We start from the raw sequence: 25,515 nt of genomic DNA, 5'->3' as shown, positions 1-25,515 counted from the left end.
ATCCATGTCCCGTTTCTTCATCGACCGGCCGATCTTCGCCTGGGTGCTGGCCATCGTCGCGATGCTCGCCGGCGCCCTGTCGCTGCTGAAGATGCCCGTCAGCCAGTACCCCAACATCGCCGCACCCGCGGTCTCGATCCAGGTCAGCTACCCCGGCGCCTCGGCCAAGACCGTGCAAGACACCGTGGTCCAGGTCATCGAACAGCAACTGGCCGGGCTTGACGGCTTTCGCTACATGTCCGCCGAAAGCAACGCCGATGGCAGCATGAACATCATCGTCACCTTCGAGCAGGGCACCAACCCCGACATCGCCCAGGTCCAGGTGCAGAACAAGCTGCAACTGGCCACCCCGCGCCTGCCCGAGGAGGTCCAGCGCCAGGGCCTGCGCGTGGTGAAGTACCAGATGAACTTCTTCCTCATCGTCGGCCTGGTGGACAACACCGGCAAGCTGGACAACTTCGACCTCGGCAACCTGATCGCCTCGCAGTTGCAAGACCCGATCTCGCGGATCAACGGCGTTGGCGACTTCCAGCTGTTCGGCTCGCCCTATGCCATGCGCATCTGGCTCGACCCCGGCAAGCTCAACAGCTACCAGCTGACCCCGGGCGACGTGGCCCAGGCCATTCGCGAGCAGAACGTGCAGGTCTCCGCCGGCCAGCTCGGCGGCCTGCCGACCCGTTCCGGCGTGCAGCTCAACGCCACCGTGCTGGGCAAGACGCGCATGACCAGCGTCGCCGATTTCGAGGAGATCCTGGTCAAGGTCAAGGCCGACGGCTCGCAAGTGCGGGTCAAGGACCTGGGCAACGTCAGCCTGTCCTCGGACAACTTCGCGATCTCCTCCAAGTACAAGGGCAAGGAATCGGCCGGCCTGGCCCTGCGCCTGGCCAGCGGCGGCAACCTGCTGGAGACGGTCAAGGCGGTCAAGGCGGTGCTGGAGAAGCAGAAGGCCTACCTGCCCGAGGGCGTGGAGGTCATCTACCCCTACGACACCACCCCAGTGGTGCAAGCGTCGATCCATTCGGTGATCCACACCATCTTCGAAGCCGTGGCCCTGGTGTTCCTGGTGATGCTGCTGTTCTTGCAGAGCATCCGCGCCACCCTGATCCCGACCCTGGCGGTGCCGGTGGTGCTGCTGGCGGCCTTCGCCCTGCTGCCCCTGTTCGGCCTGAGCATCAACGTGCTGACCATGTACGCCATGGTCCTGGCGATCGGCCTGCTGGTGGACGATGCCATCGTGGTGGTGGAGAACGTCGAACGCTTGATGCATGAGGAGGGCCTGTCGCCGCTGGAGGCGACACGCAAGTCGATGCAGCAGATCTCCGGTGCGCTGATGGGCATCGGCATGGTGCTGTCGGCGGTATTCGTGCCCATGGCCTTCTTCGGCGGCTCGGCCGGCATCATCTACAAGCAGTTCGCGGTGACCATCGTGGTCTGCATGGGCCTGTCGGTGCTGGTGGCGCTGATCTTCACCCCGGCCCTGTGCGCCACCATCCTCAAGGCCCCCAAGGGCGATGCGCACCACGAGAAGAAAGGCTTCTTCGGCTGGTTCAATCGCACCTTCGACCGCAGCACCCAGCGCTTCGAGCGCGGCGTGGGCGGCATGCTCAAGCATCGTGGGCGCTACCTGCTGGCCTTCGTGCTGATCACCGGCGGCACGGGTTTCCTGTTCACCCAGATTCCCAAGGCGTTCCTGCCCAACGAAGACCAGGGCCTGATGATGGCCGAGGTGCGCATGCCGCTCAACGCCACGGCCGAACGCACCGAAGCGGTACTCCAGGAGGTCAAGGACTACCTGGTCAACGAGGAAGGCGAGCGCGTCGAGCACGTCATGACCGTCAACGGCTTCAACTTCGCCGGCCGCGGGCAGAACTCCGGGCTGGTGCTGGTGGTACTCAAGGACTGGGCCGTGCGCAAGGCCGCAGGTGAGGACGTGTTCAGCGTCGCCCGCCGCGCCAACCAGCGCTTCGCCAAGATCAAGGACGCCACGGTGATGGCCTTCGTGCCGCCGGCGATCCTGGAGATGGGCAACGCCATGGGGTTCGACCTTTTCCTGCAGGACAACTCCGGCCTCGGGCACGAGGCGCTGATGGCCGCGCGCAACCAGTTCCTCGCCCTGGCGGCGCAGAACCCCAAGCTGCGCTCGGTACGCCCCAACGGCAAGGACGACGAACCGCAGTTCCAGGTGCGCATCGACGACGAGAAGGCCCGCGCCCTGCAGGTCAGCATCGCGGCGATCAACGAAACCATGAGCGCGGCCTGGGGCTCGATGTACGTCAACGATTTCATCGACCTGGGCCGGGTCAAGCGGGTCTACCTGCAAGGCGTGGACAGCTCGCGGATATCCCCGGAAGACTTCGACAAATGGTACGTGCGCAACAGCCTGGGGCAGATGGTGCCGTTTTCCGCGTTCGCCACCGGCGAGTGGATCTACGGCTCGCCCAAGCTGGAACGCTACGGTGGCATTCCCGCGGTGCAGATCCTCGGTGAACCGGCGCCCGGCTACAGCACCGGCGACGCGATGCTGGCCATCGCCCAGATCATGCAGCAGCTGCCGGCGGGCATCGGCCTGAGCTACAACGGCCTGTCCTACGAGGAGATCCAGACCGGCGACCAGGCGCCCATGCTCTACGCCCTGACCGTGCTGATCGTGTTCCTGTGCCTGGCGGCGCTGTACGAGAGCTGGTCGGTGCCGGTGTCGGTGATGCTGGTGGTGCCGCTGGGTATTCTCGGTGCGGTGCTGGCCACCCTGTGGCGCGGGCTGGAGGCCGATGTGTACTTCCAGATCGGCCTGATGACCACGGTCGGCCTGTCGGCGAAGAACGCGATCCTGATCATCGAGTTCGCCAAGGAACTCTACGAGAAGGAAGGCCTGCCCCTGGCCAAGGCCGCCATCGAGGCCGCCAAGCTGCGCTTGCGCCCGATCATCATGACCTCCCTGGCCTTCACCTTCGGCGTGCTGCCCATGGCCATCGCCTCGGGTGCCGGCGCCGGCAGCCAGCACTCCATCGCCACCGGCGTGGTCGGCGGGATGATCACCGCCACGGTGCTTGCGGTGTTCTTCGTGCCCCTGTTCTACGTAGTGGTGGTGAAAGTGTTCGAACGCAACAAGCCAGCGGTAGCCGCTGAAGGAGAAACGGCATGAAGCGCACCGGCCTCTCGATCGCCCTGGCGCTAGCCCTGGGCGGTTGCAGCCTGATCCCCGAGTACCAGCGCCCCACTGCCCCCGTGCAAGCGGCCTGGCCCCAGGGCGCGGCCTATGACCAGGCGACCACCGCCAACCAGGCCCAGCCCGAGACCGGCGATACGGTCCTGGACTGGCGGCTGTTCTTGCGCGATCCGTCGCTGCGCACGCTGGTGGCCACGGCCCTGGACAACAACCGCGACCTGCGCCAGGCCGCCTTGAATGTCGAGGCCTACCGTGCCCTGCACCGGATCGAGCGTTCGGCGCTGTTCCCCAACGTCGATGCCAGCGCCGGCGGCAGCCGCCAACGCCAGCCCGCCGACCTGTCGCCCAGCGGCAAAGCCGGAATCCAGAGCCAGTACAGCGTGGCCCTGGGGTTGTCCTATGAAGTCGACCTGTTCGGTCGCTTGCGCAGCCTGGAACGGGCGGCGCTGGAGCAATACCTGGCCAGTGCCGAGGCGCAGCGTGGCGTGCAGATCGCCCTGGTGGGCGATGTGACCATCGCCTACCTGACCTGGCGCAGCGACCAGGAACAACTGGAACTGGCACGCTCGACCCTGGCCAGCTACCGGCAGAGCCTGGAGCTGATCCAGTCGAGTCACGAAGTCGGCACCGCGTCGGCGCTCGATGTGCGCCAGGCCCGCAGCCTGGTGGAAACCGCGCGAGTGCAGCAAGCGCTGTACACGCGCCAGGTCGCCCAGGACGTCAATGCCTTGCAGTTGCTGCTCGGCACCGCGTTGCCCGCCGGCTTGTCGCGGACCACGGCCTTCGAGCAACCGCTGGCCGCGCCAACCCCGGGCCTGCCGGCCGACCTGCTGCTACGGCGCCCGGATATCCGCGCCGCCGAGCATCGCCTGCTGGCCGCCAATGCCGACATCGGCGCGGCGCGCGCGGCGTTCTTCCCGAGCATCAGCCTGACCGCCGCGGCCGGCACCACCAGCCGCGAGCTGGATGGCCTGTTCGAGGGAGGGTCGGGACTGTGGAGCTTCGCACCGCAGATCAACCTGCCGATCTTCACGGCCGGGCGCCTGCGCGGCAACCTCGACTACCGCAAGGTGCTCAAGGACGTCAACGTCGCGGCCTACGAGCAAAGCATCCAGACCGCGTTTCGCGAAGTGGCCGACGGCCTCGCGGCCCGGGGTACCTTCGGCGAGCAGCTACAGGCCCAGCGCGACCTGGTGAGCAACGACCAGGCGTACTACGCACTGGCCAACCAGCGTTACGACGAAGGCGTCGACAGCTACCTGGCGGTACTCGACGCCCAGCGTGAACTGTTCGGCGCGCAACAACAGCTGATCCGCGATCGGCTGAACCAGCTCAGCAGCGAAGTGAAGCTGTTCAAGGCCCTGGGCGGTGGCTGGGACGGCCACGAGCCCCTGGCCCTGGCCACCCAAGGCTCAGGCGGCAACCCGTAGTTGAGCGGGCGTTCAGGCGAGCGGCCACGCCCCACTCGGCTGAACACCCAGGACCAGGTGACACCACGGGTTTCTTCCCGCTTGGCCAGTTCATGCAGTTCCCCACTGCATGGCTGGTCTTTTTTATTGCCCGCCCCATCCCGGCTCGCACCGGCCGAACACATACCGATCAACCAGGGCAATGCCCTGCCCTCGCGCCTGGCCCGCCTGAGGCCTGCGGCGTCACTCACCACAAGCCCATCACCCTGGCCTTTTTGAAGACCGGGGGCGCAGTTCAGGGTGCGCAAGAACGTGATTTGAAAGCGGCACGGCCCGGTGATCGTGGGCACCGGGCCGCACCATGCCCTCCTGGCGGACGGACAGCGACCGGCCTGGGGAGCGCCGGCCCTGCCCAGGCTTCCCTGCCTGGAACCCTTGAGGACTAGAAGCGGTAGCCCAGGCCCACCGTCAGCATGTGCAGCTCGCCACCGGCCTCGACACCTTCGCTGGCGCCCTCGCCCTTGGTGATGTGCCGCAAGTCGTACATGTAGGCGCCCGTCACCTCCAACTGGTCCGAGACCTGGTAGGTCAGCCCCAGGTGCAGGCTCTTGGGCTGGTTGCAGGGGGCGATGGAGACCAGCGTGGCCTCGCGATCCGGCACCTGGTGATTGGCCAGGGACACACCGGTACGCAACTGCAGGCGCTCGCTGTAGTGGTAGTTGACCCCGAAGCGGAACACCTGCTGGTCGCGCCAGCCGAACCCCGTCCCGTTGCCGGCTCCCGGTGGCCCGCCCTGGGTCAGTGAATTGGCCAGGGCCTTCTCGCTGCTCCAGTCGATCCACAGGTAGTCGAAGGCGAAGGTCCAGGGCCCCGAGTCATAGGCCAGGCCGAGGCCCGCCTGCTGCGGCATGTTCAGGCGGCCATTGGGGATGATGTCCTCGTGGGCATCGAGTTTCTGGAACCACACCGGGCTCGAGTAGGTCAGACCCAGGCGCAGCCCGGGGGCGATGGTCCCCAGGTAGCCGATGCCCAGGCCCGCGCCCAGGGCATGGTCACGGTCGTTGCTCGCGCCGAAGTTCTCCAGTCCGTGGAGCATCAAGGTCTCGTATCCCAGCTTGAGCGACAGGCCGAGGTAGTGCCCCGGCTGGAACTCGTAGGTGGCCGTGGGCGCCACCAGCATCTGCGCCAGCTCGGACTTGACCTTCGAGGAGCCGAAGGCCGGCACCGACTTGCCGTAGCCGATACCGGCGCCATAGCCGGATACCGCGACGCCGACAGTGATGTCCGGACGGTACTGGTAGTTGGCGCCGAACCCCGGTACGAACACCAGCACGTCATCGCTGTTCTTCGCGCCCTGCACGTTCGAGCGCAACTGCCCGGTGGTGGCGGTCAGGCTGCCATCGATCCGGGTGCCGACCAGGCCCATGCCGGCGGGGTTGTTGACCGCCGCCACCGCGTCGGTGGGGTTGGCGATGGCGGCGCCGCCCATGCCCATGGCCTGGGCACCGTAGCCGGCGTACTGCGGTCCGTTGGAAGCGCCCGCGGTGGTCGCGACCAGCAGCGGACTGGCGAGCAGCAATCGGGAAAATCTGTTCATGACCCTGGTTCCTTGTAGTTGTTGTGATCAGGTCAATGGTTGGCGGTCCTGCGCCGGGCACAGCGTCGCCCGGGGCGCTTGCTGGCGGGCAGGCACCGTCGATAGGTACACAAGGCAAGCGCGGGCGCCCAGGCGCCCGCTGTCACTCAGCCCCGGGGGCTAGGGGCGGCCCGCACCTTTGCCGATGGCAACGCGGGTGGTGAAGATCGTGGTTTCGGTGCGCAGGTTGACCATGGCCTCGAAGATGTTGTCGCCCTCGACCTTGGTCGCCACCAGGAACAGGGTCTTGCCGTCCTCGCCGCCAAAGGTGCTGGCCACGCATTCGTAGCCCGGCATCGGGATGCGGTGGGTGACTTCGCCCTGGGGGCTGATGCGCATGAACTGCTCGGCGCGCAGCATGCTCAGCCAGATGCCGCCTTCGGCATCGATGGAGATCCCATCGACGCAACCACGCTTGCGGGCACGGTCTTCTGGCGAAGGGAACAGCAGCGCCAGGTCCAGCAGCACGCGGCGGTTGACCAGCTGGCCGTCGACGATGTCCACCGCGCTGAGGCGCTCGGCGAAGGTCTCGACGAATACCAGGGTCTTCTGGTCCGGGGTGATGACGATGCCGTTGGGGAAGTTGCAGTCCTCCACCCCCACCGAGATCTCGCCGTTGGGCTCGACGATCACGATGCGCCCCGGCTTGAGCGGTTCACCCTCGAAGACCCGGGCCCCGACATCGTCGACATAGATCCGGCCCTGCTGGTCGATCACCATGTCGCCGACATAACCGGTGAACACAGCGGACAGGTCGGCATAGAGTTCCGGGCCCTGGGGGGTCCAGCGGTACAGCCGGGCTTCGTGCATGGAGCTGAGGATCAGCTCGCCATTGGGCAAGAACCCCATGCCGTTGGGCTTGTGGGGCATTTCGGCGATGACCCGGCGATTGCCGGCGGCATCGATGGCATAGACCTTCTTGCCCAGCATGTCCGAGACATACAGGGTGCCGTCACGCCAGCGCGGGCTTTCACCGAAGTACAGGCCGCGGGTCAGTTCGTTCAGTGCATATTGTTCTTGTTCTACGGTCATTTTGCGTACTACCTCTGGTTTGTTGTCTGGTGGGTGGCGGCCCCGGCCCCAGGCAGGGCCATGGCGCGGGCCGCCACCGTCAAGCGATCTCGAACAACCCCGCTGCGCCCATGCCGCCGCCGACGCACATCGACACCACCACGTAGCGCGCCTTGCGCCGCTTGCCTTCGAGCAGCGCGTGCCCCACCTGGCGTGCGCCGGTCATGCCGTAGGGGTGGCCGATGGCGATGGCGCCACCGTTGACGTTGCAGCATTCGGGGTCGATATCCAGCTGGCGCTGGCAATACAGGGCCTGGCAGGCGAACGCCTCGTTGAGCTCCCACAGGTCGATGTCCCGGACCAGCAGGCCGTGCTGCTTGAGCAGCTTGGGAATGGCCAGCAGCGGACCGAGCCCCATCTCCTGCGGCGCCAGCCCAGCCACCGCCATGCCGCGATACAGGCCCAGCGCGCTGTAGCCCCGCCGCTCGGCCAGGCGCCGGTCCACCAGCACGCAGGCACTGGCGCCGTCGGACAGCTGGCTGGCATTGCCGGCGGTGATGCTTCCGCCATCGAGCACCGGCGCCAGGCGCGCCAGGCCATCCAGCGTGGTCTCGGGCCGGTTGCCCTCATCCTGGTGCAGGGTCAGCGCCTGCAAGCGGGAAACCCCGGTGAGCTTGTCGACGATCTGCTGCCGGACCTCGATAGGCACGATCTCATCGGCAAACAGTCCCTGGGCCTGGGCCCGGGCGGTACGCAACTGCGAGACATAGGCGAACTCATCCTGCTGTTCGCGGCTGATGCCGTACTTGCGCGCCACCACCTCCGCCGTTTGCAGCATCGGCATGTAGGCATGGGGCACCGCCTGGATCACCGCGTCATCCTGCTCGTCGGCGACCCACTGAAAATAGCGCTGCTGCACCGCGGAGATATTGTCCTGGCCGCCCGCGGCCACCACGTCCATGCCATCGACGATGATCTGCTTGGCCGCCGTGGCGATCGCCATCAACCCCGAGGAACACTGGCGATCCAGGGTCTGCGCGCTCACCGAGACCGGCAACCCGGCGGCGAACACCGCATTGCGCCCCAGGTTGGAGCCAGCAGTCCCGGCGGCCAGCACCGTGCCGATGACCACATCGTCGATGGCCCCGGGCTCGACCCCCGCGCGCTCGACGGCATGGCGCAGGGCATGGCCCATCAGCGTCGGTGACTTGATGTGGTTCAGCGCGCCACGCCCGGCCTTGCCGATCGGCGTGCGCGCGGTGGAGACGATCAGTGCCTCACGCATTGGCCCCCTCCTTCACCATCGGATACCGCCCCGAGAGCAACGCGCCGGCACCGGGCACCACAGGCTCCAGGCCCAGGTGGTCGAGCATGCGGCGTACCGTGCACACCGCAGTGGAAGTCACCGGAATGCCCAGGGCATCCTCGGCCGCCTGGATCGACGGCAGCGACTGCATCTGCACGCAGGCCGACAGCACCACCACGTCCACGCCCCGGGTATCCAGGCGCCGCACATCCTCGAGCAACAACGCCGGATCACGCTTGCCCACCTCGAGGTTGTCGGGGATCTCGAAGGCGATCGAATCGACCACCTCGATGCCTTCGCTCTCGATGTATTCCACCACCCGATCGCACAAGCTGCGCATGTACGGCGCCAGCAAGGAGATGCGCTTGGCACCCATGATCTTCAGGCCTTCGACCAAGGCCCCGGCCGAAGTCATCACCGGCGCCTGGCACTGGTTGGCCCGGGCGATGGCCGTCAGCTCCTCCTGGACCTTGCGGTGGTAGCCGTTGCCCATGGCCATGATCGCCACCAGGCAGGCAGTGCTCATCACGTCGACCCGGGCGTCCGCCAGCTCGGCCGCGCAACGCAGGGCTTCGCGGTTCATCGCCTCCAGCTCCTCGCGGGTCACCTTGTGCATGCGCATGCGGCTGGAGTGGAAGGTGAAACGTTGCGGACGGATCAGGTGCCGGGCATGGAGCATGGCCGGGATCTCGGTTTCCATCGTGGTGTTGGAGCTGGGCACGATCTGGCCAATTCGATAGGTCGCATTCATGGGCGGCCCCCTTCATCAGTGATGTGGTGGAACTGCAGGATGTCTCGCAGGGCAGGCGGGATCGGCACCCCACGGCGCTCCCGTGGCTCGATGCAGATCGGCGCGAACACGCCTTCGAAAGCCAGGTGCCCGTCCGCCAGCCAGGCATGGGCCAAGAGGTCGAAGCTGCGCTCGCGAATCGCCCCGACCCGGATCATGATGTCCACCGTGGTTTCCGGCGGCAGGCTCACGTGGAAGGTCAGCGCCATGTGCTTGCAAGGCAGGCCGACATTGGCCTCGCCCTTGGCCCCCGGGCCCCAGCCGATATGCCGGTAGAAGTGCATGACGGCACCGATCAGGTACTCGCTGAAACGCCCCGTGAAGGCCACTCCCGCCGGGTCGCAATCGATCCAGCGCACCGTGCGCCGCACCGTGAACGGCTGATGGTCGACGACCATCTCGACACTCTCGTTCATGCCGGGCTCCCGACACGACCCAGGCGCGCCATCAGTTCCGGGTATTCGCGGCGCAGGCGCTGGTCATCCACGCGGCCGGTGCGGGTCATGAACTGGTAGACGAATTGCTCGGCGCTGTAGTCGTCCATCCAGCGCGCCATGTCCTCGTACCACAGGTAGGAGCGCTCCGAGGCGCGGATCAGCTTCTGCTTGCTGGGCTTGTGGCCCTGCTCGTAGGCCGCGAGGCCAGCCAGGGCATCGCCGTTGCAATGAAGCAGCGCCCGGGCCAGGGCAATGGAGTCGTTCATGGCGATGCGCGTGCCCGAACCGATGGAGAAATGCGCGCTGGCCAGGGCATCGCCCACCAGCACGTGGCGGCCATGGGTCCAGTGGGCATTGCGGATCACCGGGAACTGGCGCCAGACCACCCGGGCGCCACCGTCGAGCAACGGCGCGCCTTGCAACTCGGGGGCGAAGATCTTTTCCATCAGCGCCTGGCGCTGGCCGTCGCTGAGGCTGCCCAGGTCCAGGCGCTGCCAGGTAGCGTCGTCGCACTCGGCGACGAAGGTGCTCATGGTGTCGCTGTAGGCGTAGTAATGGGCCACGAAATGCCCGCCGCCATACTTGCGGAACACCAGCGCCGAGGCGTCGAACACCTTGGGCGTGCCGTACCAGGCGAAGTGGTTGCCAAGGGTGCTGCCGGTGGTGCCGAAACCGTCTTCGAAGGCCCGGCGCACCACCGAGTTGATACCGTCGGCGCCCACCACCACATCGGCGTCGTCCAGCCCCAGGCGGGCCAGGTCGGCGAGGCTTTCCAGGCGTTCGCGGTAATGCACTCGCACTCCCGCGGCTTCGGCTTGCTGCTCGAGGATCTGCAACAGGGTCAGGCGTGGAATGGCCCCGCCCTTGACCGGCAGGCGGATATCGATGGCGGTTTCCGCCTGCACGATCACCTGGTGCTCGTGCTGCTTGGTGGCGGCACACAGGGCGTCATAGGACGCCTCGTCAGCCTCGCGCAGTTGCTGCAGCCCGCTGTCGGCCAGCACCACGCCAAAACCGAAGGTCGCGTCCGCCGCGTTCTGCTCCACCACTTCCACTTGCCAGTCCGGCGCGCCGCGCTTGAGCAGCAAGCCCAGGTAAAGCCCCGAAGGGCCGCCACCGACAATCGCGATCTTCATCACTGCTCTCCCCGGCTGATCTGCAACCGATAACGGTCGAATTCACTCACCTGGCCGACGAAACCACCGGTCAACGCGGCGTTCCACAAGGCCGGCACGAAGCCCAGCTGCTTGCGCTCGAACACCAGGGCGTCTTCGGTGGTGATCTTCCAGTAGCCGTTGCCGAGCTTTTCCAGGTGCACGCCGCTGGCTTGCTGCGCCGCTTGCACCAACGGCGAGAACTCCGGCGCATCGAGCACGTACAAGGCCAGCTCGTCGTCGGCCCCGGGATCGATGGCCCTGGCCTTGGCCCGCCATACCTGGTCGATGCTGGTGAATGCGTCGTCACCGGCCTGCAGGCCGTCTTCCAGGGCCATGGCCGCTTCCAGGGTGCGGGTGGCATCCTCGGCGTCCAGGGCGTCCATCGGCCGCTCCTGGATGGTGATCTCCAGGTAGTAGCCGTTCGGGTCGTTGAAGTAGATCGACTCGATCAGCTCGTGGCGGATCTGGAAGATCAACGCGATGCCCTGGCTCTCCAGGCGCTCGCGCCAGGCCAGCAACTCCTCGCGGCTGTCGACGCGCCAGGCGGTGTGGGTGGCCTCGTAGCGGTAGTCCGCCACAGGCTGGGTGTAGTCCGGCTGCTCGGTGTTGATGTAGTAGAAGAACGCGATGGTGCTGTGCTGGCCGCTGTCGAAGAAAAAGTGCAGGAAATCGGGGTGGTTGGACGGTCCCCAACCACGGGCCGAGATCGCATGAACCAGCGGCAGCCCCAATTTGTCGCGGTAGAACTCCACGGTCTCACGCAGTTTCCAGGTGGGCCTGGCACTGTGGTGGACGCCTTTGAGAACGGGCTGGTTTGCCATTTTCGGTACTCCTTTGAACGGTCTGTCAGTTCGCTTGCTTGGCCTTTTCATGCAGCACGTTGGCCTTGACCTGCTCGCGCAGTTTTTCCTTGCTGAGCTTGCCGGAGGCGGTCAGCGGGAAGGCCTCCAGCACTTCGATGCGCTCCGGCCACTTGAACTTGGCCAGGCCGTAGTCCTCGAGGAAGGCGCCCAGCTCGGCGACCGTGGGCGCCGCAAAACCGTCGCGCAGCACCAGGGCGGCGCACAGGCGCTCATCGAATACCGGGCATGGGTAACCCACGGCCGCCACCGCGGCGACGGCCGGATGCCCGGCGACCGCCAGTTCGACTTCCTCGCAATTGATCTTTTCGCCACCGCGGCTGACCAGGTCCTTCAGGCGGCCGCAGAACACGAAGTAGGTCTTGCCGTCCAGGACCTTGGTGTACATCAGGTCGCCGGAGCGGTAGTAACCGTCGCGGGTGAAGGTTTCGCGGTTGCGCTCCTCGGCACGGAAATAGCCGTGGATGGTGTACGGCCCCTTGAACGCCGGTTCGCCGATCTCGCCGGGCTGGGCGTCCTGCTCGGTGCCGGGCACCAGGATGCGGATGTCGTCGAAGGCCGAGACTGGCCGGCCATTGGTAGTGTCGTGGGCCTCGGCCCCGTCTTCGCGGTGGCCGAACATGATCACGCCTTCGGTGATGCCGAACACATTGTGGGTCCGCACCCCCAGCAGCTTCTGCAACTTGGCGGCGCTGTTGGCCACCAGCACGCCCCGGGCATTGCCCAGGTCGACCCGGCCATCCTGGATCGCCGATTCCAGGCGGGCGATGATCGGTCCACCAAGCATCAGCCAGGTCGGCCTGGTCGAGGCGATCAGCGCAATCAGGGTTTCCGGCTGCAGGTCGGGGGTCACGGTGATGGTGCCGCCGGTCATCAGGAATGGTCCGAAGCAGCAACCCATGTTGAGGTTGTGCACCATCGGTTGCGGCATGAACAGCACGTCGTCAGCCCGGTAATCGAGCCACTGGGCCACGGCGCGCATGTTGTACAGGTACTCGTTGTGAAAGCGCGGGATGATCTTCGGCACCCCGGTGGTGCCGCCGGACAGCTGGTAGACCGCCACCTGGAACGGGTCCAGGCGCACGCCTTGCAACAGCGCTTCGGCACTGGCCAGGTCGATGCCGTCCACCAGCGCATCCTGGTGCAGCACGCCGTCCTGGGCCGGGCCCCGGACCTGCATGATCAACTGCAACGACGGCGTGGCTTCGCGCATCTTGCGGGCGAAACCGATGCTGTCGAACTTGGCGTCATCGCCCTGGACGATATGCAGCCTGGCCTCGGCCAGGTTGGCCAGGTAGCCGATCTCGCGCTCGCGGTGCGCCGCCAGGGTGCAGATCGGGATCAACCCGGCCTTGAGGCAGGCGAGGAAGGCGATCACCAGTTGCTCGCTGTCGCGCAGCTGGAACACCACCGGGTCCAGCGGTTGCAGGCCCTGCTGCAGGAAGGCCCCCGCCAGGCGGGTGGAGCGCTGGTCCAGCTCGCGATAGGTGATGCGCAGCCCGGGGCCGAGCAGCGCGACGTTGTCCGGGTACTGGCGGACGATGGCGGCAAAACCATCGACCAGGGTCTGGAAACCGAGCACCCCTTCACGCAGGTAGCGCTCGAGCTCGCCCTGGGGCGGATAGACCACCCCGGGAATCGGCGCGGCGACGTGGCGCAGGGGTTCGCCGCGGGTATCCGAGGCAGTGGCGGAAGAGGCTTGAGTTGTTGTAATTGTCATGACTGCACGCTCTTGATCGTTAGGATGCTTGGCCGTTCAGGCTCTTGGTCGTCTAGAAGTGGTCTTGGAGCCACCGTTGCAAATGCCTGCCGGCGAGAATCTGGCCGCTGGTCTCGCCCTCCTCCAGGGCCTGGCCGTGATGGTTGCCGCGCACCCGCTGGCGCTCCTTGCTGGATGCTGGAATGGCGTCGTAGATGGCGTCGGCGTCACCGGGGAATACGCAGTTGTCGCCGCTGTACTCGATCAGCAGCAGGGGCTGCTCCATGGCCCCGGCGCACTTGGCCAGGGAGGCGTTCGAGGACAACCCGGACCAGGTCGACAGCCACGACTCCGGGGTTACCGTGCGGGCGAAGCTGACGCTGCCCAGGTTGGAAATGAACGGGTCGCTGCCCCACAGGGAGCCGACATAGCGGTCGGACGGGTCGAGGCTGGTGTCCCAGCAGCGCAGGTCGGCATCGGTGCGCCACACCTGGAAGATCGGGCCATGGCTGGCCACGGCCTTGTCCTGGCGCGAGCCACCGCTCTTGAGGCGCTCGCGCGCGGCCTGGCGTTGTTCGACCAGGTGCCGGGCGAAGGTATCGATGCGAGCGACCCGCTGGCGCTGCGCGGCGCGATAACGCTCGATGAACTCGGCGCTGTAGCGCGAGCTGTCCGGCGGTGCGCAAAAGCCATTGGCGGCGCTGAACGGATCGAGCCGCGGATCCACCGAGAACGGGTCCAGCTCATCGGTGACCGAGGGGTCCAGGGCGTTCATCAGCAAGATGCCCTGGCCCGGATGCGGCGACACCAGGGCGATGCCGTCCGCCGCGGGCAGGTCGGCACTGGCGAAACGGGTGGGACGCCCGGCGGGGGTATGGCTGATGCGCTGTTCGGGAGCGCACAGGGCCTGCTGGTTGTAGAAGGCGAACAGCCCGGCGCCCCCCGAATTGCCCAGCAGCACGATGGTCTCGAAACCCTGCGCCCGCAGGTGACGCATGCCGGCGGCGACATCGTAAAGCGCGAACTCGTGCTCCAGGCGCAGGTCGTTGCCGATCGAGCGCGCGCCCTGGACCCAGCAAGCCCAGCCCGCATCCAGGGCATCGGGCACCAGGTAGTGGGTCAGCACCAGCTCGCGAGGATGCATGATGAACAGCACCTTGCGCTCGCCACCCCGGGAAAACAGCATGCCCAGGGCGCCTTGGCCGTCTTCGGTCAGCAACGGGTACGGGGTGGATCGATACGGCTCGAGCATGCGCTGGGCACTCCAGGATGCACCACGCAGACCGGCGGTCACTGCGACTTTCTTGTTGTTGGGATTAGCCACGACGGGCCCTCCTGCCAGATCCCGAAGGATCGCTTACAAGCAATAATTGAGATGCACTCAATTAAACCTGAAGCCAGACTAGAACAACAATTGAGATAGTGTCAATTATAGTCCTGAAAAAATTTCCCGCCCTCGCCCGAAGGCGCTTGTGGATAGCCGGCCAACACCACCTCCAGCGCCCCGAGGGCCGGTTGCAGGTCCTCGGCCAGGCGGATGGCGAAGGGGGTGGGCGCCAGTTGTCGGCCTGTGCGCAGGAACAGCGGATCGTTGAAGCGCCGGCGCAACTTGCCCAGCACATTGCTCACCGCGGGCTGGGTCAGGCCCAGGCAGTGCGCCGCATGGGAGACGTTGCGCTCGCGGTAGACCGCGACGAAGGCCACCAGGGCGTTGAGGTCCAGGCTGCGCAGCAGGCAGGGGTCGAGGGAAGTGGATGGCATAATTGACAGGCCCTTAATTTGAACCCGGCAAAAGCTAGATGCTAATCTGAGAGCCTGTCAATTAGCCTATGGGACATCTGGATGTCTGAGAAACCCGCCTCCCCCGTCACCGCCAAGGCCGCCCCTCGCAAACGTTCGGGACGTCGTCCCAAAGGCGACCAGGACGTCTCGCGCGAGGCCATGATCAACTGCGCCATCGGCATCGCCCAGGGCGAATCCCTGGCGGAGGTCAGCATGGTCAGGATCGGCAAGGAACTGGGGGTCGCCGCCGGCATGGTCCACTATCACCTGGGCAACCGCGACGAACTGATCAGCGCGGTGATCAACGCCGCGTTCAAGGAGCGCCTGCAGCAACTGCCGCCGATCACCGGCCACTGGCGCCAGGACATCGAGGCCTTCGCCCACTCGTCGCTGGCGATCCTCGAACGCTGGCCGGGCCTGGCGACCTACATCCTCACCGAGAACAAGTTCCGCCTGTTCCAGCGCGTGCAGCCGGGCGAGATCGACTATGGCCTGGCCTACTTCGATCACATCGGCCGGATCCTCGAACAGGCCGCCCTGCCCCAGCCCTTCGCCGCCATGGCCTATCACCTGTTGCTGCTGTTCATCTCGGTGATCGCCGCGGAAAAGGAAAACCACCAGGCGCCACAAGCCCACGGCGACTTCATCAGCGGCTACCTGGCCAGGTCCGCCGGCGACTATCCGGGAGCGGCCTTCCTCGGCACCCACTTTGTCCAGGTCAACAGCGGCTCCACCTTCGAGGCTGGCCTGGGCCTGCTGCTGGATGGTTTCGAAGCCTGGCGCCGACCGGCCTGAGGACCCCGCTCGCCTTCAGGCCGACCCTGGTTCCAAGCCGCGATGGGCCTGGCGCCACTGGATCGGGCTGACGCCGTACCAGCGGCGAAAGGCCCGGGAAAACGCGCTGATTTCCGAATAGCCCAGGGCCAGGGCCAGCTCGGAGATCGGCAGGGTCGATTGCTGCAGGTAGTACAGCGCCAGTTCCTGGCGCACGGTGTCCACCAGGCTCGAGAAGGTCAGGCCGCTTTCCCCCAGGCGGCGCTGGATGGTCCAGCTGGGCATGCGCAGGTTATGGGCCACTTGCTCCAGGCACGGGTAACCCTCGCCGAGCAGGTCGCGCACCTGGGCCCGCACCTCGGCGACCATGTCCGGACGGGCCTGGTCGCCGCCGGCCACCGCGAGCTTGTGCAGGCTCTCCAGGAGGATCGCCAGCAGTTTCGGGTCGTGCCCGGGCATCGGCCGCTGCAGCACGCTGCGGCGAAACACCAGGGCGTTGCAGGGTTGGCCGAACAGTACCGGGGCATCGAACACCTTGCAGTGCTCATGCCAGGCCTCGGGCTGCGGATGCTCGAAATGCACCCGCTCCGGCGCCCAGTTCTGGCCCAGGGCATGGCGTATCAGGTTGGCGAACATGCCCAGGGACAGCTCGGCATCCTGGCGCTTGCGCAAGATGGCGCCGTATTGCACCTGGTAGTCGAAGCGACACAGCTCGCCGTCCTCCACCAATCGCAGCAGGCTGCCCTGCTGGTGCGCCGGAAAGGCCCGGGCGACGTTGCGCAGGCCCTCGCCAAGGGTCGCCGAGCACATCCCCACATAACCCAGCAGGCCCAGGGAGTCCGGACGGAACTGCTGGCCATAGCGCAGGCCGAAATTATGGTTGCCGGTCTGCCGTGCCGCCTCCTCGAACACCGAGCAATACTGGTTCAGGTCCAGACTCAGGGTCGGGTGCAGCAGTTGCTCGGGATCGATGCCGGCCATGCCCAGGATGCGTTCGGGATTACCGCCGTGCATCTGGATGAAATCGCTCAGGCCGCTGGCGGCCGAGGCCAGGACGCCGACCTGGCTTTCATGGGGACGGCTCGTGGACGTGGTGATGAGGGGCACCGGGAACCTCCTTGCGCAATCACCATGGACGGGGGGCTGGACTACGCAAGTTCCATTCCAGATCCCCGCCTGGCCCCGCGGCGCCGGGCTCCGTGGTCTCAAGCCCGGCACTGTCGGCGCTAGGCGTTGCTCGGTGCCGGGCGACAGTGCACCGGTGCAGGGCGTAGCGGTTTGTAACATCGATTCAGTACCCCCCGTGCGCCAGGACACCCCGCAAGCCGTCATCCAGATAGCGCCGGCATAACCCCAGGGTCTGCTGCACCCACTCGCGCCCCAGGCACTCGACCTGCGCCGTCCCCCGGTGGGTTCCGGTCCAGGCCAGCAATTGCAGGCGCCGCTGCATGATCAGGGTCGGCAGCATGGCCAGGTCCTCGGCCGCAAGCGCCAGCTGGCTGCAGTAGCCCTGCAGCCAATTGTCGATCCATTGCGCCAGCTCAGGGTGATGCTCGAAGAAACTCAAGGCCGCGGCCAGGTCGTGCAGGTACCAGCCCAGCCCGCAATCGTCGAAGTCGATGATGCGCGTGTGCTCGCCCTGCACCAGCAGGTTGGCCAGGCGCAGGTCGGCATGGATCAGGCCGAAACGCTCGGGCCCCTGGCCATAGTCGGCCAGGCGCTGGCCGAGGACACCGACCACCTCTCCGATCAGCGCCCGAGCCCCCTCGTCCAGGTAGGGTGCCTGCTGCCAGGGGCCCCAATGCCCTTCGGGACCGAGCATGCTCGCGTGGTTCCAGGTCATGCGCGTGAAGTCCCGGGGCTGGTGCCAGCGCCGGGCCTGTTGGTGCAGGCGCGCATTGATCGCCCCCAGGCGGCGAAACGAAGCATCGAGGCCGTGGGACGAAGGCTCGCTGCCCTCGATCCAGTCGAACAGCACCACATACCGGCTGCCCAGCCCGGCCAGCTCGACTTGCTGGATCAACTGGCCATCCAGGCCGGCGATGGCGTCGGGCACTTGCAGCCCCTCCTCGCGCAGCGCCGCCAGCCAGGCCAGCTCGCTGGCGATCTCCTGGTACGAGTGATAGGCCTGGCGATGCACCCGCATCACCGAACGCCGGCGGCTGTTGTGCAACAAGTAGGTGGCGTTCTCCGAATGGCTGAGCAGGCGCAGCTCACCGTGCAGCGCCGGGGCATAGCGCAGGATGGCCTGGCTGGCCAGGGGGGCAACGGCATCCAGGTCGTTGGCGGGGTTCGAGGCAGTCATCATCAGCGCGCTCCAGGGTAGATAGGCCACCACAGGATGCGAGGCGGCCGGCGCGCATCGCTTGACCGCCCGGGGCGAAATCTTGACTCCAGGACACAAGGCACGCGGCCGTCGCCACAGATTTGATATTTCAGGGTAAAAGTTGTGCCGCGCGGTCAAGTGCGACCCAGCGTCCGCGCTCCACCATCCAGGTCAATCCACGCAAAAGGACTTATCCATGCTCACTTCACTTCAAGGCAAAAGCGTCCTGGTCACCGGCGCCACCAGCGGCATCGGCCTGGGCATCGCCTATGGCTTCGCTCGCCAGGGCGCGCGGGTCGCCATCAGCGCCCGCCACGCCGACAAGGTCCAGGGCGTTGCCCGGCGCATGCGTGACGAAGGCCTGCAGGTCGAGGGGTTCGTGGCCGATGTGGCCCAGGGCGCCGCGGTCCGCCAACTGCTGGCCGACGTCGCCGGCAGCCACGGCGGGCTGGACGTGCTGTGCTGCAATGCCGGGGTGTTCCCCTCGGCCAGCCTCGAACAGATGAGCGAAGCCGACTGGGACGGGGTGCTGGCCACCAACGCCAAGGGCAACTTCCTCTGTGTCCAGGCGGCCCTGCCCTACCTGCGCCAGGCCGAGTACGGGCGGGTGATCCTCACCTCGTCGATCACCGGCCCCGTGACCGGCTTCCCCGGCTGGGCCCACTACGGCGCCAGCAAGGCCGCGCAACTGGGCTTCATGCGTACCGCGGCGATCGAGCTGGCCCGCGATGGCATCACCATCAACGCCGTGCTGCCGGGCAACATCCTCACCGAAGGCCTGCAGGACATGGGCCAGGAGTACCAGGACAGCATGGCCGCCTCGGTGCCGCTGCGGCGCCTGGGCAGCGTCGAGGACATCGCCAGCGCCGCGCTGTTCTTCGCCTCCCGCGAAGCCGGCTACATCACCGGGCAGAGCCTGGTCGTCGACGGCGGCCAGATCCTGCCCGAATCCCTCCAGGCCCTTGCCTAGAGGATTTACCTCTCTGACGGAGTGCCCCCATGAGCGAGATCTACACGGACAAGCTGTCCCAGCAACTCGATGACCCGGCCCGGCCCCAGGAAGTCCAGCGCTTGCGCAGGAACGCCGTGGGCTTGATGGGGGTACTGTTCATGACGGTGGCCACGGCGGCGCCGATCACCGCCATGCTCGGCAACGTGCCGATCGCCATCGGCAGCGGCAACGGCCAGTACGCGCCCGCCGGCTACCTGGTGGCGACGGTGATCCTGGCGCTGTTCGCCATCGGCTACGCGCAGATGGCCAAGTACATCACCGCCACGGGGGCCTTCTACGGGTTCATTTCCCACGGGCTCGGGCGGGTGGTGGGCATGGCCGCCGGCATCGCCGTGACCCTGACCTACATCGTCTTCGAAGCGGCCCTGGTGGGCATCTTCGCCTTCTTCTGCGTCGACCTACTGGCCAGTGCCAGCGGGCTCCAGGCGCCCTGGATCCTGTTCGCCCTGGCCATGCTGGCGGCCAACGGCATCCTCAGCTACTTCGACATTTCCCTGACCGCCAAGGTGCTGGGCATCTGCCTGGTGCTGGAGATCCTGATGCTGGCACTGATGGCCGGCGCCGTGCTCTGGCACGGTGGCGGCCCCCAGGGCCTGGCGCCAGAGTCGATCAATCCGCTCAAGGCCTTCACCCCGGCCCAGGGAGTGATCGGCGCCAATGCCGGCATCGGCCTGTTCTTCGCCTTCTGGTCCTGGGTCGGCTTCGAGTCCTCGGCCATGTATGGCGAGGAATCGCGCAATCCGAAGAAGATCATTCCCCTGGCCACGCTGCTGGCGGTGATCGGTATCGGCGTGTTCTACGTCTTCGTGTCGTGGATGGCCATCGCCGGCTCCGGCCCCAGCGAAGCCATCCGCCTGGCCCAGGACCCGGCCCAGGCCGCCGAGGTGTTCTACGGCCCTACCCGGCTGTACCTGGGCGAGTGGGCGGTGAGCCTGTTCAAGCTGCTGGTGGTGACCGGCTCGTTCGCCTGCGGCATGGCCTTCCACAACTGCGCCTCGCGCTACATCTATGCCCTGGGCCGGGAGAACCTGTTCGACTGCCTCGGCCGCAGCGTCGGCCGCACCCACCCGCGCCACGGCTCGCCCCATGTGGCCTCCACCGTGCAGAGCCTGATCGCCACGGCCATCGTCCTGGCCTTCCTGGCTGCCGGCAAGGACCCCTACGCCGATCTCTACGCGTTGCTGGCGATCCTCGGCACCATGGGCATCCTGATCGTCCAGGCGCTCTGTGCCTTCGCGGTGGTCTGCTACTTCCACCTGGGCACCCGCCATGTGGCCCAGCGCCATTGGTTCAAGACCTTCCTCGCACCCTTGCTGGGCGGGCTGGGCATGCTGTACGTGGTCTACCTGCTATTCGCCAATCTCAGCTTCGCCGCCGGCAGCGCCGCGCAATCGCTGCTGTTCAAGCTGATCCCCTGGATCGTCGCCGCCAGCTTCGCCCTGGGTGCGGCCATCGCCCTGTACTTCCGGCATTTCGACCGACGCAAGTACCACATCATCGGCAGCATCGTCATGGACGATGAGCGCCAAGAGCCCTGAGGAGCCTCGCCATGTTGAAAGTCAACGCCTTCCAAGCCGAACACGCCGAGGCCCTGGACAGCGCCCAGCGCGCCATGATCGAGCGCCGGCAACGCTTGCTGGGACCGGCCTACCAGCTGTTCTACGAACAACCCCTGCACCTGGTCAGCGGCAGCGGCGCCTGGCTGCAGGACCGCGCCGGGCGGCGCTACCTGGACCTGTACAACAACGTCGCCTCGGTCGGCCATTGCCATCCCCGGGTGGTCCAGGCCCTGGCCGGGCAAGCCGCACAACTCAATACCCATACCCGCTACCTGCACGAGGGCGTGCTGGACTACGCCGAAAAACTCCTGGCCACCCTGCCCGTGGAACTGGGCCAGGCGATGTTCACCTGCACCGGTAGCGAGGCCAACGACCTGGCCCTGCGCATCGCCCGGGACTACAGCGGCGGCACCGGGGTGATCGTCACCCGCTACGCCTACCACGGCATGACCCTGGCGATTGCCGAGCTGTCGCCCTCGGTGGGCGACTACGTGCCGCTGTCCCGGGACTGCCGGGTGATCGATGCGCCCCTGCATGACCCACTGCACCCGGAACGGGTGGGCCAGGTCTTCGCCAACCAGGTGCGCGCGGCCATCGCCGATATGCAGCGCCATGGCATCCGTCCGGCGGCGTTGCTGGTGGACACCCTGTTCACCAGCGACGGGGTGTTCGCCGACCCGCCGGGCTTCCTCGCCCCGGCGGTGCAAGCCATCCGCGAGGCTGGCGGCCTGTTCATCGCCGACGAAGTACAACCGGGGTTCGCCCGCACCGGCAGCCACATGTGGGGCTTCGAGCGCCACGGCCTGGTACCGGACCTGGTGACCATGGGCAAACCGATGGGCAACGGCCACCCGCTGGCGGGCTTGGCGGTACGCCCGCATATCGTCCAGCGCTTCGGCCAGCACGCCAGCTACTTCAACACCTTCGGCGGCAACCCGGTGTCGGCCGCGGTGGGCCTGGCGGTGCTGCAGGTGATCGAGGAAGAAGGCCTGCAAGCCAATGCCTTGCAAGTGGGCGGCCTGCTCATGCAGGGCCTGCAGAGCCTGGCGGCGGATCATCCGGTGCTGGCCGAGGTGCGTGGCGCCGGTTTGTTCCTGGGCGTCGATATCCGCCAGCCGGACAGCGGCACGCTGGACCCGGAGACCGCCCGGCGCCTGGTCAACCAGTTGCGTGACGAAGGCATGTTGATCGGCGTTGCCGGAGCGGCCAACAGCACCCTGAAGATCCGCCCGCCGCTGTGCTTCAGCCAGGATCAGGCCGGGCAGTTCCTCGACGCCCTGGAGCGAGTCCTGCGACGCCTGTAAGGGCACCGCTAAAAACTACCTGCATTGCCATCGCTGCGTTAAAAACCGGCTGGTGCGCCAGCCCGGTCAAAATGCTCATTTACCCCTTGTAAACTGCGCTTTTTTGCCGGTTTTGCCTTGCGCTGGCTGCCTCGCCTACGTTTTTAGAGACGCCCTGCAAGGGCCAGGCCCGCGTTGAAAAACCCGCCAGCCAGTCAACCTGCAGGAGCGAAGCTTGCTCGCGATAATCGTTAACGCCAGCGCGTTTTGACTGGCTCAACCCAGCGTTCCGAAGTCCATCGCGGGCAAGCCGGAGCGCCGCCCGCTCGCTTCTACAATCGCCTTAAACAACCTAGCCCGGTCCTGCTCCATAAAAGCCCTGCTCGGCGAACAGCTGGCGCAGCTCATCGAGCACCTGGACGTCCTCGATGGTCGCCGGCACCGCCACTTCCGGCCCCCGGGCCAGGCTGCGCATGGTCTTGCGCAGGATCTTCCCCGAGCGGGTCTTGGGCAGGCGCTTGAGCACCAGTACCCGACGCAGCGAAGCCAGGGCCCCGACCTGCTCGCGTACCCGTTGCACCAGTTCCTGCTCCAGTTGCCCGGGGTCCACCCGGGCGTCCTGCTTGAGCACCACGAAGCCCACCGGCACCTCGCCCTTGAGGGCATCGTCCAGGGCCACCACGGCGCATTCGGCCACCGCCGGGTGCTCGCCCAGGGCCTGTTCCAGGCTACCGCTGGACAGGCGATGGCCGGCCACGTTGATCACATCGTCGATGCGCCCCATGACGAACACATAACCCTGGGCATCCACATAGCCACCGTCGCCGCTCAGGTAGTAGCCGGGAAAGGTCCCCAGGTAGCTGTCGAGAAAACGCTGGCGGTCCTGCCACAAGGTATTGAGCACCCCGGGCGGCAAAGGCAGGCGCAGCACGATGTTGCCCGGTTCGCCACAGGGCACCGGCTCGCCCTGGTCATCGAGCACCGCCAGCTGGTAGCCGGGCACCGGTAGCCCGGCCGAACCGGCCTTGACCGGGTAACCACCGGTTGCACGCGGCGTGCTGACCACCGGCCAGCCGGTCTCGGTCTGCCACCAGTGATCGATCACCGGGCATGGCAACGACTCGCGCAGCCAGTCGTAGGTGGCAGGGTCCAGGCGCTCGCCGGCCACGTACACCGCCTTCAGGCAGGACAGATCGTGTTCCTGGCGTAGCCGGCCATGGGGGTCCTCGCGCTTGATGGCACGAAAGGCGGTGGGCGCGGTGAAGAACACATTCACCCGGTGCTCGGCGATCACCCGCCAGAATGCCCCGGCATCGGGGGTGCGCACCGGTTTGCCCTCGTAGAGCAAGGTGGTGCAACCACGGATCAGGGGCCCATAGACGATGTACGAATGCCCCACCACCCAACCGATGTCCGAGGCAGCCCAGAACACCTCGCCTGGCTGGGCGTCGTAGACCGCCTGCATGCTGTAGTTCAGGGCCACCGCATGGCCGCCATTGTCGCGCAGCACACCCTTGGGCTTGCCCGTGGTGCCCGAGGTATGCAGCACGTACAACGGTTCGCCGGCCAGCAATGGCACCGCCGGCACTGCCTCGGCATCGGTCATCAGCGCCGCCCAGTCGACATCCCGGCCTTGGCGCAGTTCGGCGCCGGCCTGGGGCCGGGCCACGACCACCACCCGCTCCGGCGGCTGTGCCACCAGTTCCAGGGCCTTGTCCACCAGCGGCTTGTAGGGCACCACGCGTTCGTACTCGATGCCGCAACTGGCGGTCAGCAGAACCTTGGGCCGGGCATCGTCGATGCGCACCGCCAGCTCCGCCGCCGAGAAACCGCCGAACACCACCGAATGCACCGCCCCCAGCCGGGCGCAGGCCAGCATGCCGATCACCGCCTCGGGGATCATCGGCATGTACAGCACCACCCGGTCGCCCTGCTCTACCCCCAACCCACGCAGCATGCCGGCGCAGCGCGCCACCTGTTCCAGCAGCTGCGCGTAGCTCAGGCGTCGTTGCTGGCCGGTGACCGGGGAGTCGTAGATCAATGCCAGGCGCTCGCCATGCCCGGCCTCGACGTGCCGGTCCAGGGCCAGTTGGCAGGTATTGAGCTGCCCATCGGCGAACCATTGGTAGGTCTGGGGATCCTGCTGCTGGAAGATCTGCCGGGGAAAGCGCATCCAGTCCAGCAAGCGGGCCTGCTGGTGCCAGAAGTCGACGGGATCGGCCTGGGCATGGGCCAAGGCGGTCAGGTAGGCATTCATTGCGCGATGTCCTGTTCTTGTTGGAGGTTCGATAGGCCGCGCTCGCCGTGCAGGTCCGCCGCCGGCCTGCGCCCATCCTGGGCAGGCCGCCCGGTCCCTGCTTGACCCTGCACCACAGTTTTTTGACTCTGCGCCGCGAGCCTCCTGGCAGCCTAGTCGATCCGCCACGGCCGGCCAGCCTGGCCCTCAGCTGCGCAGTTGGAAATCGGCGAAGAGTTCGCCCAGCTCCTGCCACAATCCAGGCAACCCCTGCTGGGGCGCTGCCGCAGGCAGGTCGGCATCGAGCATGCGCGCCGTGCGCACCAGTTGCACCACGAAGCGTTGCACGCCGTAGGCCTGCAAGCGCCGCCCCAGCGCCAGCAACCGCGCAGGGTCCGCCAGGTGCCAGTGCACCGTGGTCCGGCATTCGTAGTCCACGCCACTTTGCAGCAGGTATTCCAGGCTGCGCCAGTTGGCCGCACCACTGCCACGCACGCCGGTGATGGCCTGGCAATCCTCGGCCAGGGACTTGACGTCGAAACCCACCCAATCGGCCAATGGCAAGGCCCGGGCCAGGGCTTCGGGCTTGATCCCGGCGCTGTGCAGGCCCACGACGAAGCCCAGCTCCCGGACCTGGGCCATGGCGTCCGGCAACCCCTCCTGCAAGGTCGGTTCGCCACCACTGAACACCACCGCTTCCAGCAGCCCCTGGCGGCGCCGGAGGAACTCCAGGACCTGCTCCCAGGGACGCTCATCGAGGCCTCGGGGCGGGATCAGTTGCGGGTTGTGGCAGTAGCGGCAGCGCCAGGCGCAGCCCTGGCAGAACAGCACGCAGGCCAGCCGCCCCGGGTAGTCGAGGGTGGTCAGGGGCACCAGGCCCCCGACCCGTAGTGCTCGGTTCAAGGGTGAGCGGCCGTGGCCGCGCGTTCGTTGAAGTGCAGGCGCTCGCGATGCTCGGACTGTTTGCCGGGATTGAACGCGGCGACCGGGCGGTGGTAGCCCATCACCCGGGTCCAGACTTCGCAGCGCTGGCGTTGGGCGGTAGGCAGGTTGGCTTGTGCAGTCATGGGAG

21 protein-coding genes are annotated in these 25,515 nt (G+C 66.8%); 6 read left to right on the top strand and 15 right to left on the bottom strand.

Annotated elements, in window-relative coordinates; genetic code table 11:
• The first annotated feature begins 4 nt into the window (after window positions 1–4).
• A complete protein-coding gene (locus AC3WK8_RS15835; protein WP_103325075.1) occupies window positions 5–3,142 on the top strand; it encodes an efflux RND transporter permease subunit in 3,138 nt (1,045 codons plus the stop codon).
• The gene (locus tag AC3WK8_RS15830; protein WP_103325074.1) at window positions 3,139–4,596 is read left to right on the top strand and encodes an efflux transporter outer membrane subunit; all 1,458 of its coding nucleotides are present in this window, start codon (window positions 3,139–3,141) and stop codon (window positions 4,594–4,596) included. The genes AC3WK8_RS15835 and AC3WK8_RS15830 overlap by 4 nt, the downstream gene beginning before the upstream one ends.
• 421 nt (window positions 4,597–5,017) lie before the next feature.
• Here the strand turns inward: AC3WK8_RS15830 and AC3WK8_RS15825 are convergent, their stop codons facing one another.
• The 10 genes from AC3WK8_RS15825 to AC3WK8_RS15780 form a co-directional block, all read right to left on the bottom strand.
• On the bottom strand, window positions 5,018–6,172 hold the full coding sequence (locus tag AC3WK8_RS15825; protein ID WP_103325073.1) for an OmpP1/FadL family transporter: 1,155 nt from the start codon (window positions 6,170–6,172) through the stop codon (window positions 5,018–5,020).
• A gap of 159 nt (window positions 6,173–6,331) precedes the next feature.
• Window positions 6,332–7,243, bottom strand: a complete 912-nt coding sequence (locus AC3WK8_RS15820; protein ID WP_103325072.1) for an SMP-30/gluconolactonase/LRE family protein — start codon at window positions 7,241–7,243, stop codon at window positions 6,332–6,334.
• Window positions 7,244–7,322: 79 nt separating this feature from the next.
• Window positions 7,323–8,507 (bottom strand): acetyl-CoA C-acyltransferase, encoded by a 1,185-nt coding sequence (locus tag AC3WK8_RS15815; protein WP_103325071.1) that lies wholly within the window; start codon window positions 8,505–8,507, stop codon window positions 7,323–7,325.
• Entirely contained in the window at window positions 8,500–9,279 is a 780-nt protein-coding gene (locus AC3WK8_RS15810; protein ID WP_103325070.1) for a maleate cis-trans isomerase family protein, read from the bottom strand. Before AC3WK8_RS15810 ends, AC3WK8_RS15815 begins: the two co-directional genes overlap by 8 nt.
• Complete coding sequence (locus AC3WK8_RS15805; RefSeq protein ID WP_103325069.1) at window positions 9,276–9,734, bottom strand: acyl-CoA thioesterase; 459 nt, start codon at window positions 9,732–9,734, stop codon at window positions 9,276–9,278. Before AC3WK8_RS15805 ends, AC3WK8_RS15810 begins: the two co-directional genes overlap by 4 nt.
• A complete protein-coding gene (locus tag AC3WK8_RS15800) occupies window positions 9,731–10,891 on the bottom strand; it encodes an FAD-dependent monooxygenase (RefSeq protein WP_103325068.1) in 1,161 nt (386 codons plus the stop codon). The genes AC3WK8_RS15805 and AC3WK8_RS15800 overlap by 4 nt, the downstream gene beginning before the upstream one ends.
• Window positions 10,891–11,733 carry a VOC family protein gene (locus AC3WK8_RS15795; RefSeq protein ID WP_103325067.1) on the bottom strand — a complete coding sequence of 281 codons (843 nt, stop codon included), beginning with the start codon at window positions 11,731–11,733 and terminating at the stop codon, window positions 10,891–10,893. Before AC3WK8_RS15795 ends, AC3WK8_RS15800 begins: the two co-directional genes overlap by 1 nt.
• A gap of 25 nt (window positions 11,734–11,758) precedes the next feature.
• Complete coding sequence (locus tag AC3WK8_RS15790; protein ID WP_103325066.1) at window positions 11,759–13,492, bottom strand: AMP-binding protein; 1,734 nt, start codon at window positions 13,490–13,492, stop codon at window positions 11,759–11,761.
• 52 nt (window positions 13,493–13,544) lie between these two features.
• Window positions 13,545–14,795: an alpha/beta hydrolase gene (locus AC3WK8_RS15785; protein WP_207244988.1), complete on the bottom strand. Its 1,251-nt coding sequence runs from the start codon at window positions 14,793–14,795 to the stop codon at window positions 13,545–13,547.
• A 101-nt stretch (window positions 14,796–14,896) separates the two neighbouring features.
• Window positions 14,897–15,232, bottom strand: coding sequence for a LysR family transcriptional regulator (locus tag AC3WK8_RS15780; RefSeq protein ID WP_053129370.1), 336 nt, complete (start codon window positions 15,230–15,232; stop codon window positions 14,897–14,899).
• 81 nt (window positions 15,233–15,313) lie between these two features.
• Between AC3WK8_RS15780 and AC3WK8_RS15775 the strand changes: the two genes are divergently transcribed.
• On the top strand, window positions 15,314–16,048 hold the full coding sequence (locus AC3WK8_RS15775) for a TetR/AcrR family transcriptional regulator (RefSeq protein WP_053129367.1): 735 nt from the start codon (window positions 15,314–15,316) through the stop codon (window positions 16,046–16,048).
• Window positions 16,049–16,063: 15 nt separating this feature from the next.
• Here AC3WK8_RS15775 and qhpR read toward each other — a convergent pair whose 3' ends face one another.
• Both qhpR and AC3WK8_RS15765 read right to left on the bottom strand, forming a co-directional pair.
• A complete protein-coding gene (gene qhpR / locus AC3WK8_RS15770) occupies window positions 16,064–17,134 on the bottom strand; it encodes an AraC-like transcriptional regulator QhpR (protein WP_053129365.1) in 1,071 nt (356 codons plus the stop codon).
• 184 nt (window positions 17,135–17,318) lie between these two features.
• Complete coding sequence (locus AC3WK8_RS15765; protein ID WP_103325065.1) at window positions 17,319–18,335, bottom strand: phosphotransferase enzyme family protein; 1,017 nt, start codon at window positions 18,333–18,335, stop codon at window positions 17,319–17,321.
• Between the two features lie 214 nt (window positions 18,336–18,549).
• Here AC3WK8_RS15765 and fabG point away from each other — a divergent pair, with 214 nt between their 5' ends.
• The 3 genes from fabG to AC3WK8_RS15750 are packed head-to-tail and all read left to right on the top strand — an operon-like array spanning window position 18,550 to window position 22,228.
• Complete coding sequence (gene fabG, locus AC3WK8_RS15760) at window positions 18,550–19,323, top strand: 3-oxoacyl-ACP reductase FabG (protein WP_053129362.1); 774 nt, start codon at window positions 18,550–18,552, stop codon at window positions 19,321–19,323.
• Between the two features lie 29 nt (window positions 19,324–19,352).
• The gene (locus tag AC3WK8_RS15755) at window positions 19,353–20,903 is read left to right on the top strand and encodes an APC family permease (protein ID WP_103325064.1); all 1,551 of its coding nucleotides are present in this window, start codon (window positions 19,353–19,355) and stop codon (window positions 20,901–20,903) included.
• An 11-nt stretch (window positions 20,904–20,914) separates the two neighbouring features.
• Entirely contained in the window at window positions 20,915–22,228 is a 1,314-nt protein-coding gene (locus tag AC3WK8_RS15750) for an aspartate aminotransferase family protein (RefSeq protein ID WP_103325063.1), read from the top strand.
• 331 nt (window positions 22,229–22,559) lie between these two features.
• Here the strand turns inward: AC3WK8_RS15750 and AC3WK8_RS15745 are convergent, their stop codons facing one another.
• The 3 genes from AC3WK8_RS15745 to nrdD all read right to left on the bottom strand — a co-directional run bounded on the left by AC3WK8_RS15745 (window position 22,560) and on the right by nrdD (window position 25,510).
• Window positions 22,560–24,464 (bottom strand): acetate--CoA ligase, encoded by a 1,905-nt coding sequence (locus AC3WK8_RS15745; protein ID WP_103325062.1) that lies wholly within the window; start codon window positions 24,462–24,464, stop codon window positions 22,560–22,562.
• A 186-nt stretch (window positions 24,465–24,650) separates the two neighbouring features.
• Window positions 24,651–25,346, bottom strand: a complete 696-nt coding sequence (locus AC3WK8_RS15740) for an anaerobic ribonucleoside-triphosphate reductase activating protein (protein ID WP_103325061.1) — start codon at window positions 25,344–25,346, stop codon at window positions 24,651–24,653.
• Window positions 25,343–25,510: an anaerobic ribonucleoside-triphosphate reductase gene (gene nrdD / locus AC3WK8_RS15735; protein WP_053129344.1), complete on the bottom strand. Its 168-nt coding sequence runs from the start codon at window positions 25,508–25,510 to the stop codon at window positions 25,343–25,345. Before nrdD ends, AC3WK8_RS15740 begins: the two co-directional genes overlap by 4 nt.
• Window positions 25,511–25,515 lie beyond the last annotated feature (5 nt).

The organism is Pseudomonas sp. FW507-12TSA, assembly GCF_058781435.1.
Note: the sequence above shows the minus strand (reverse complement) of the source record. Positions and strands in the feature narration are given on the sequence as shown.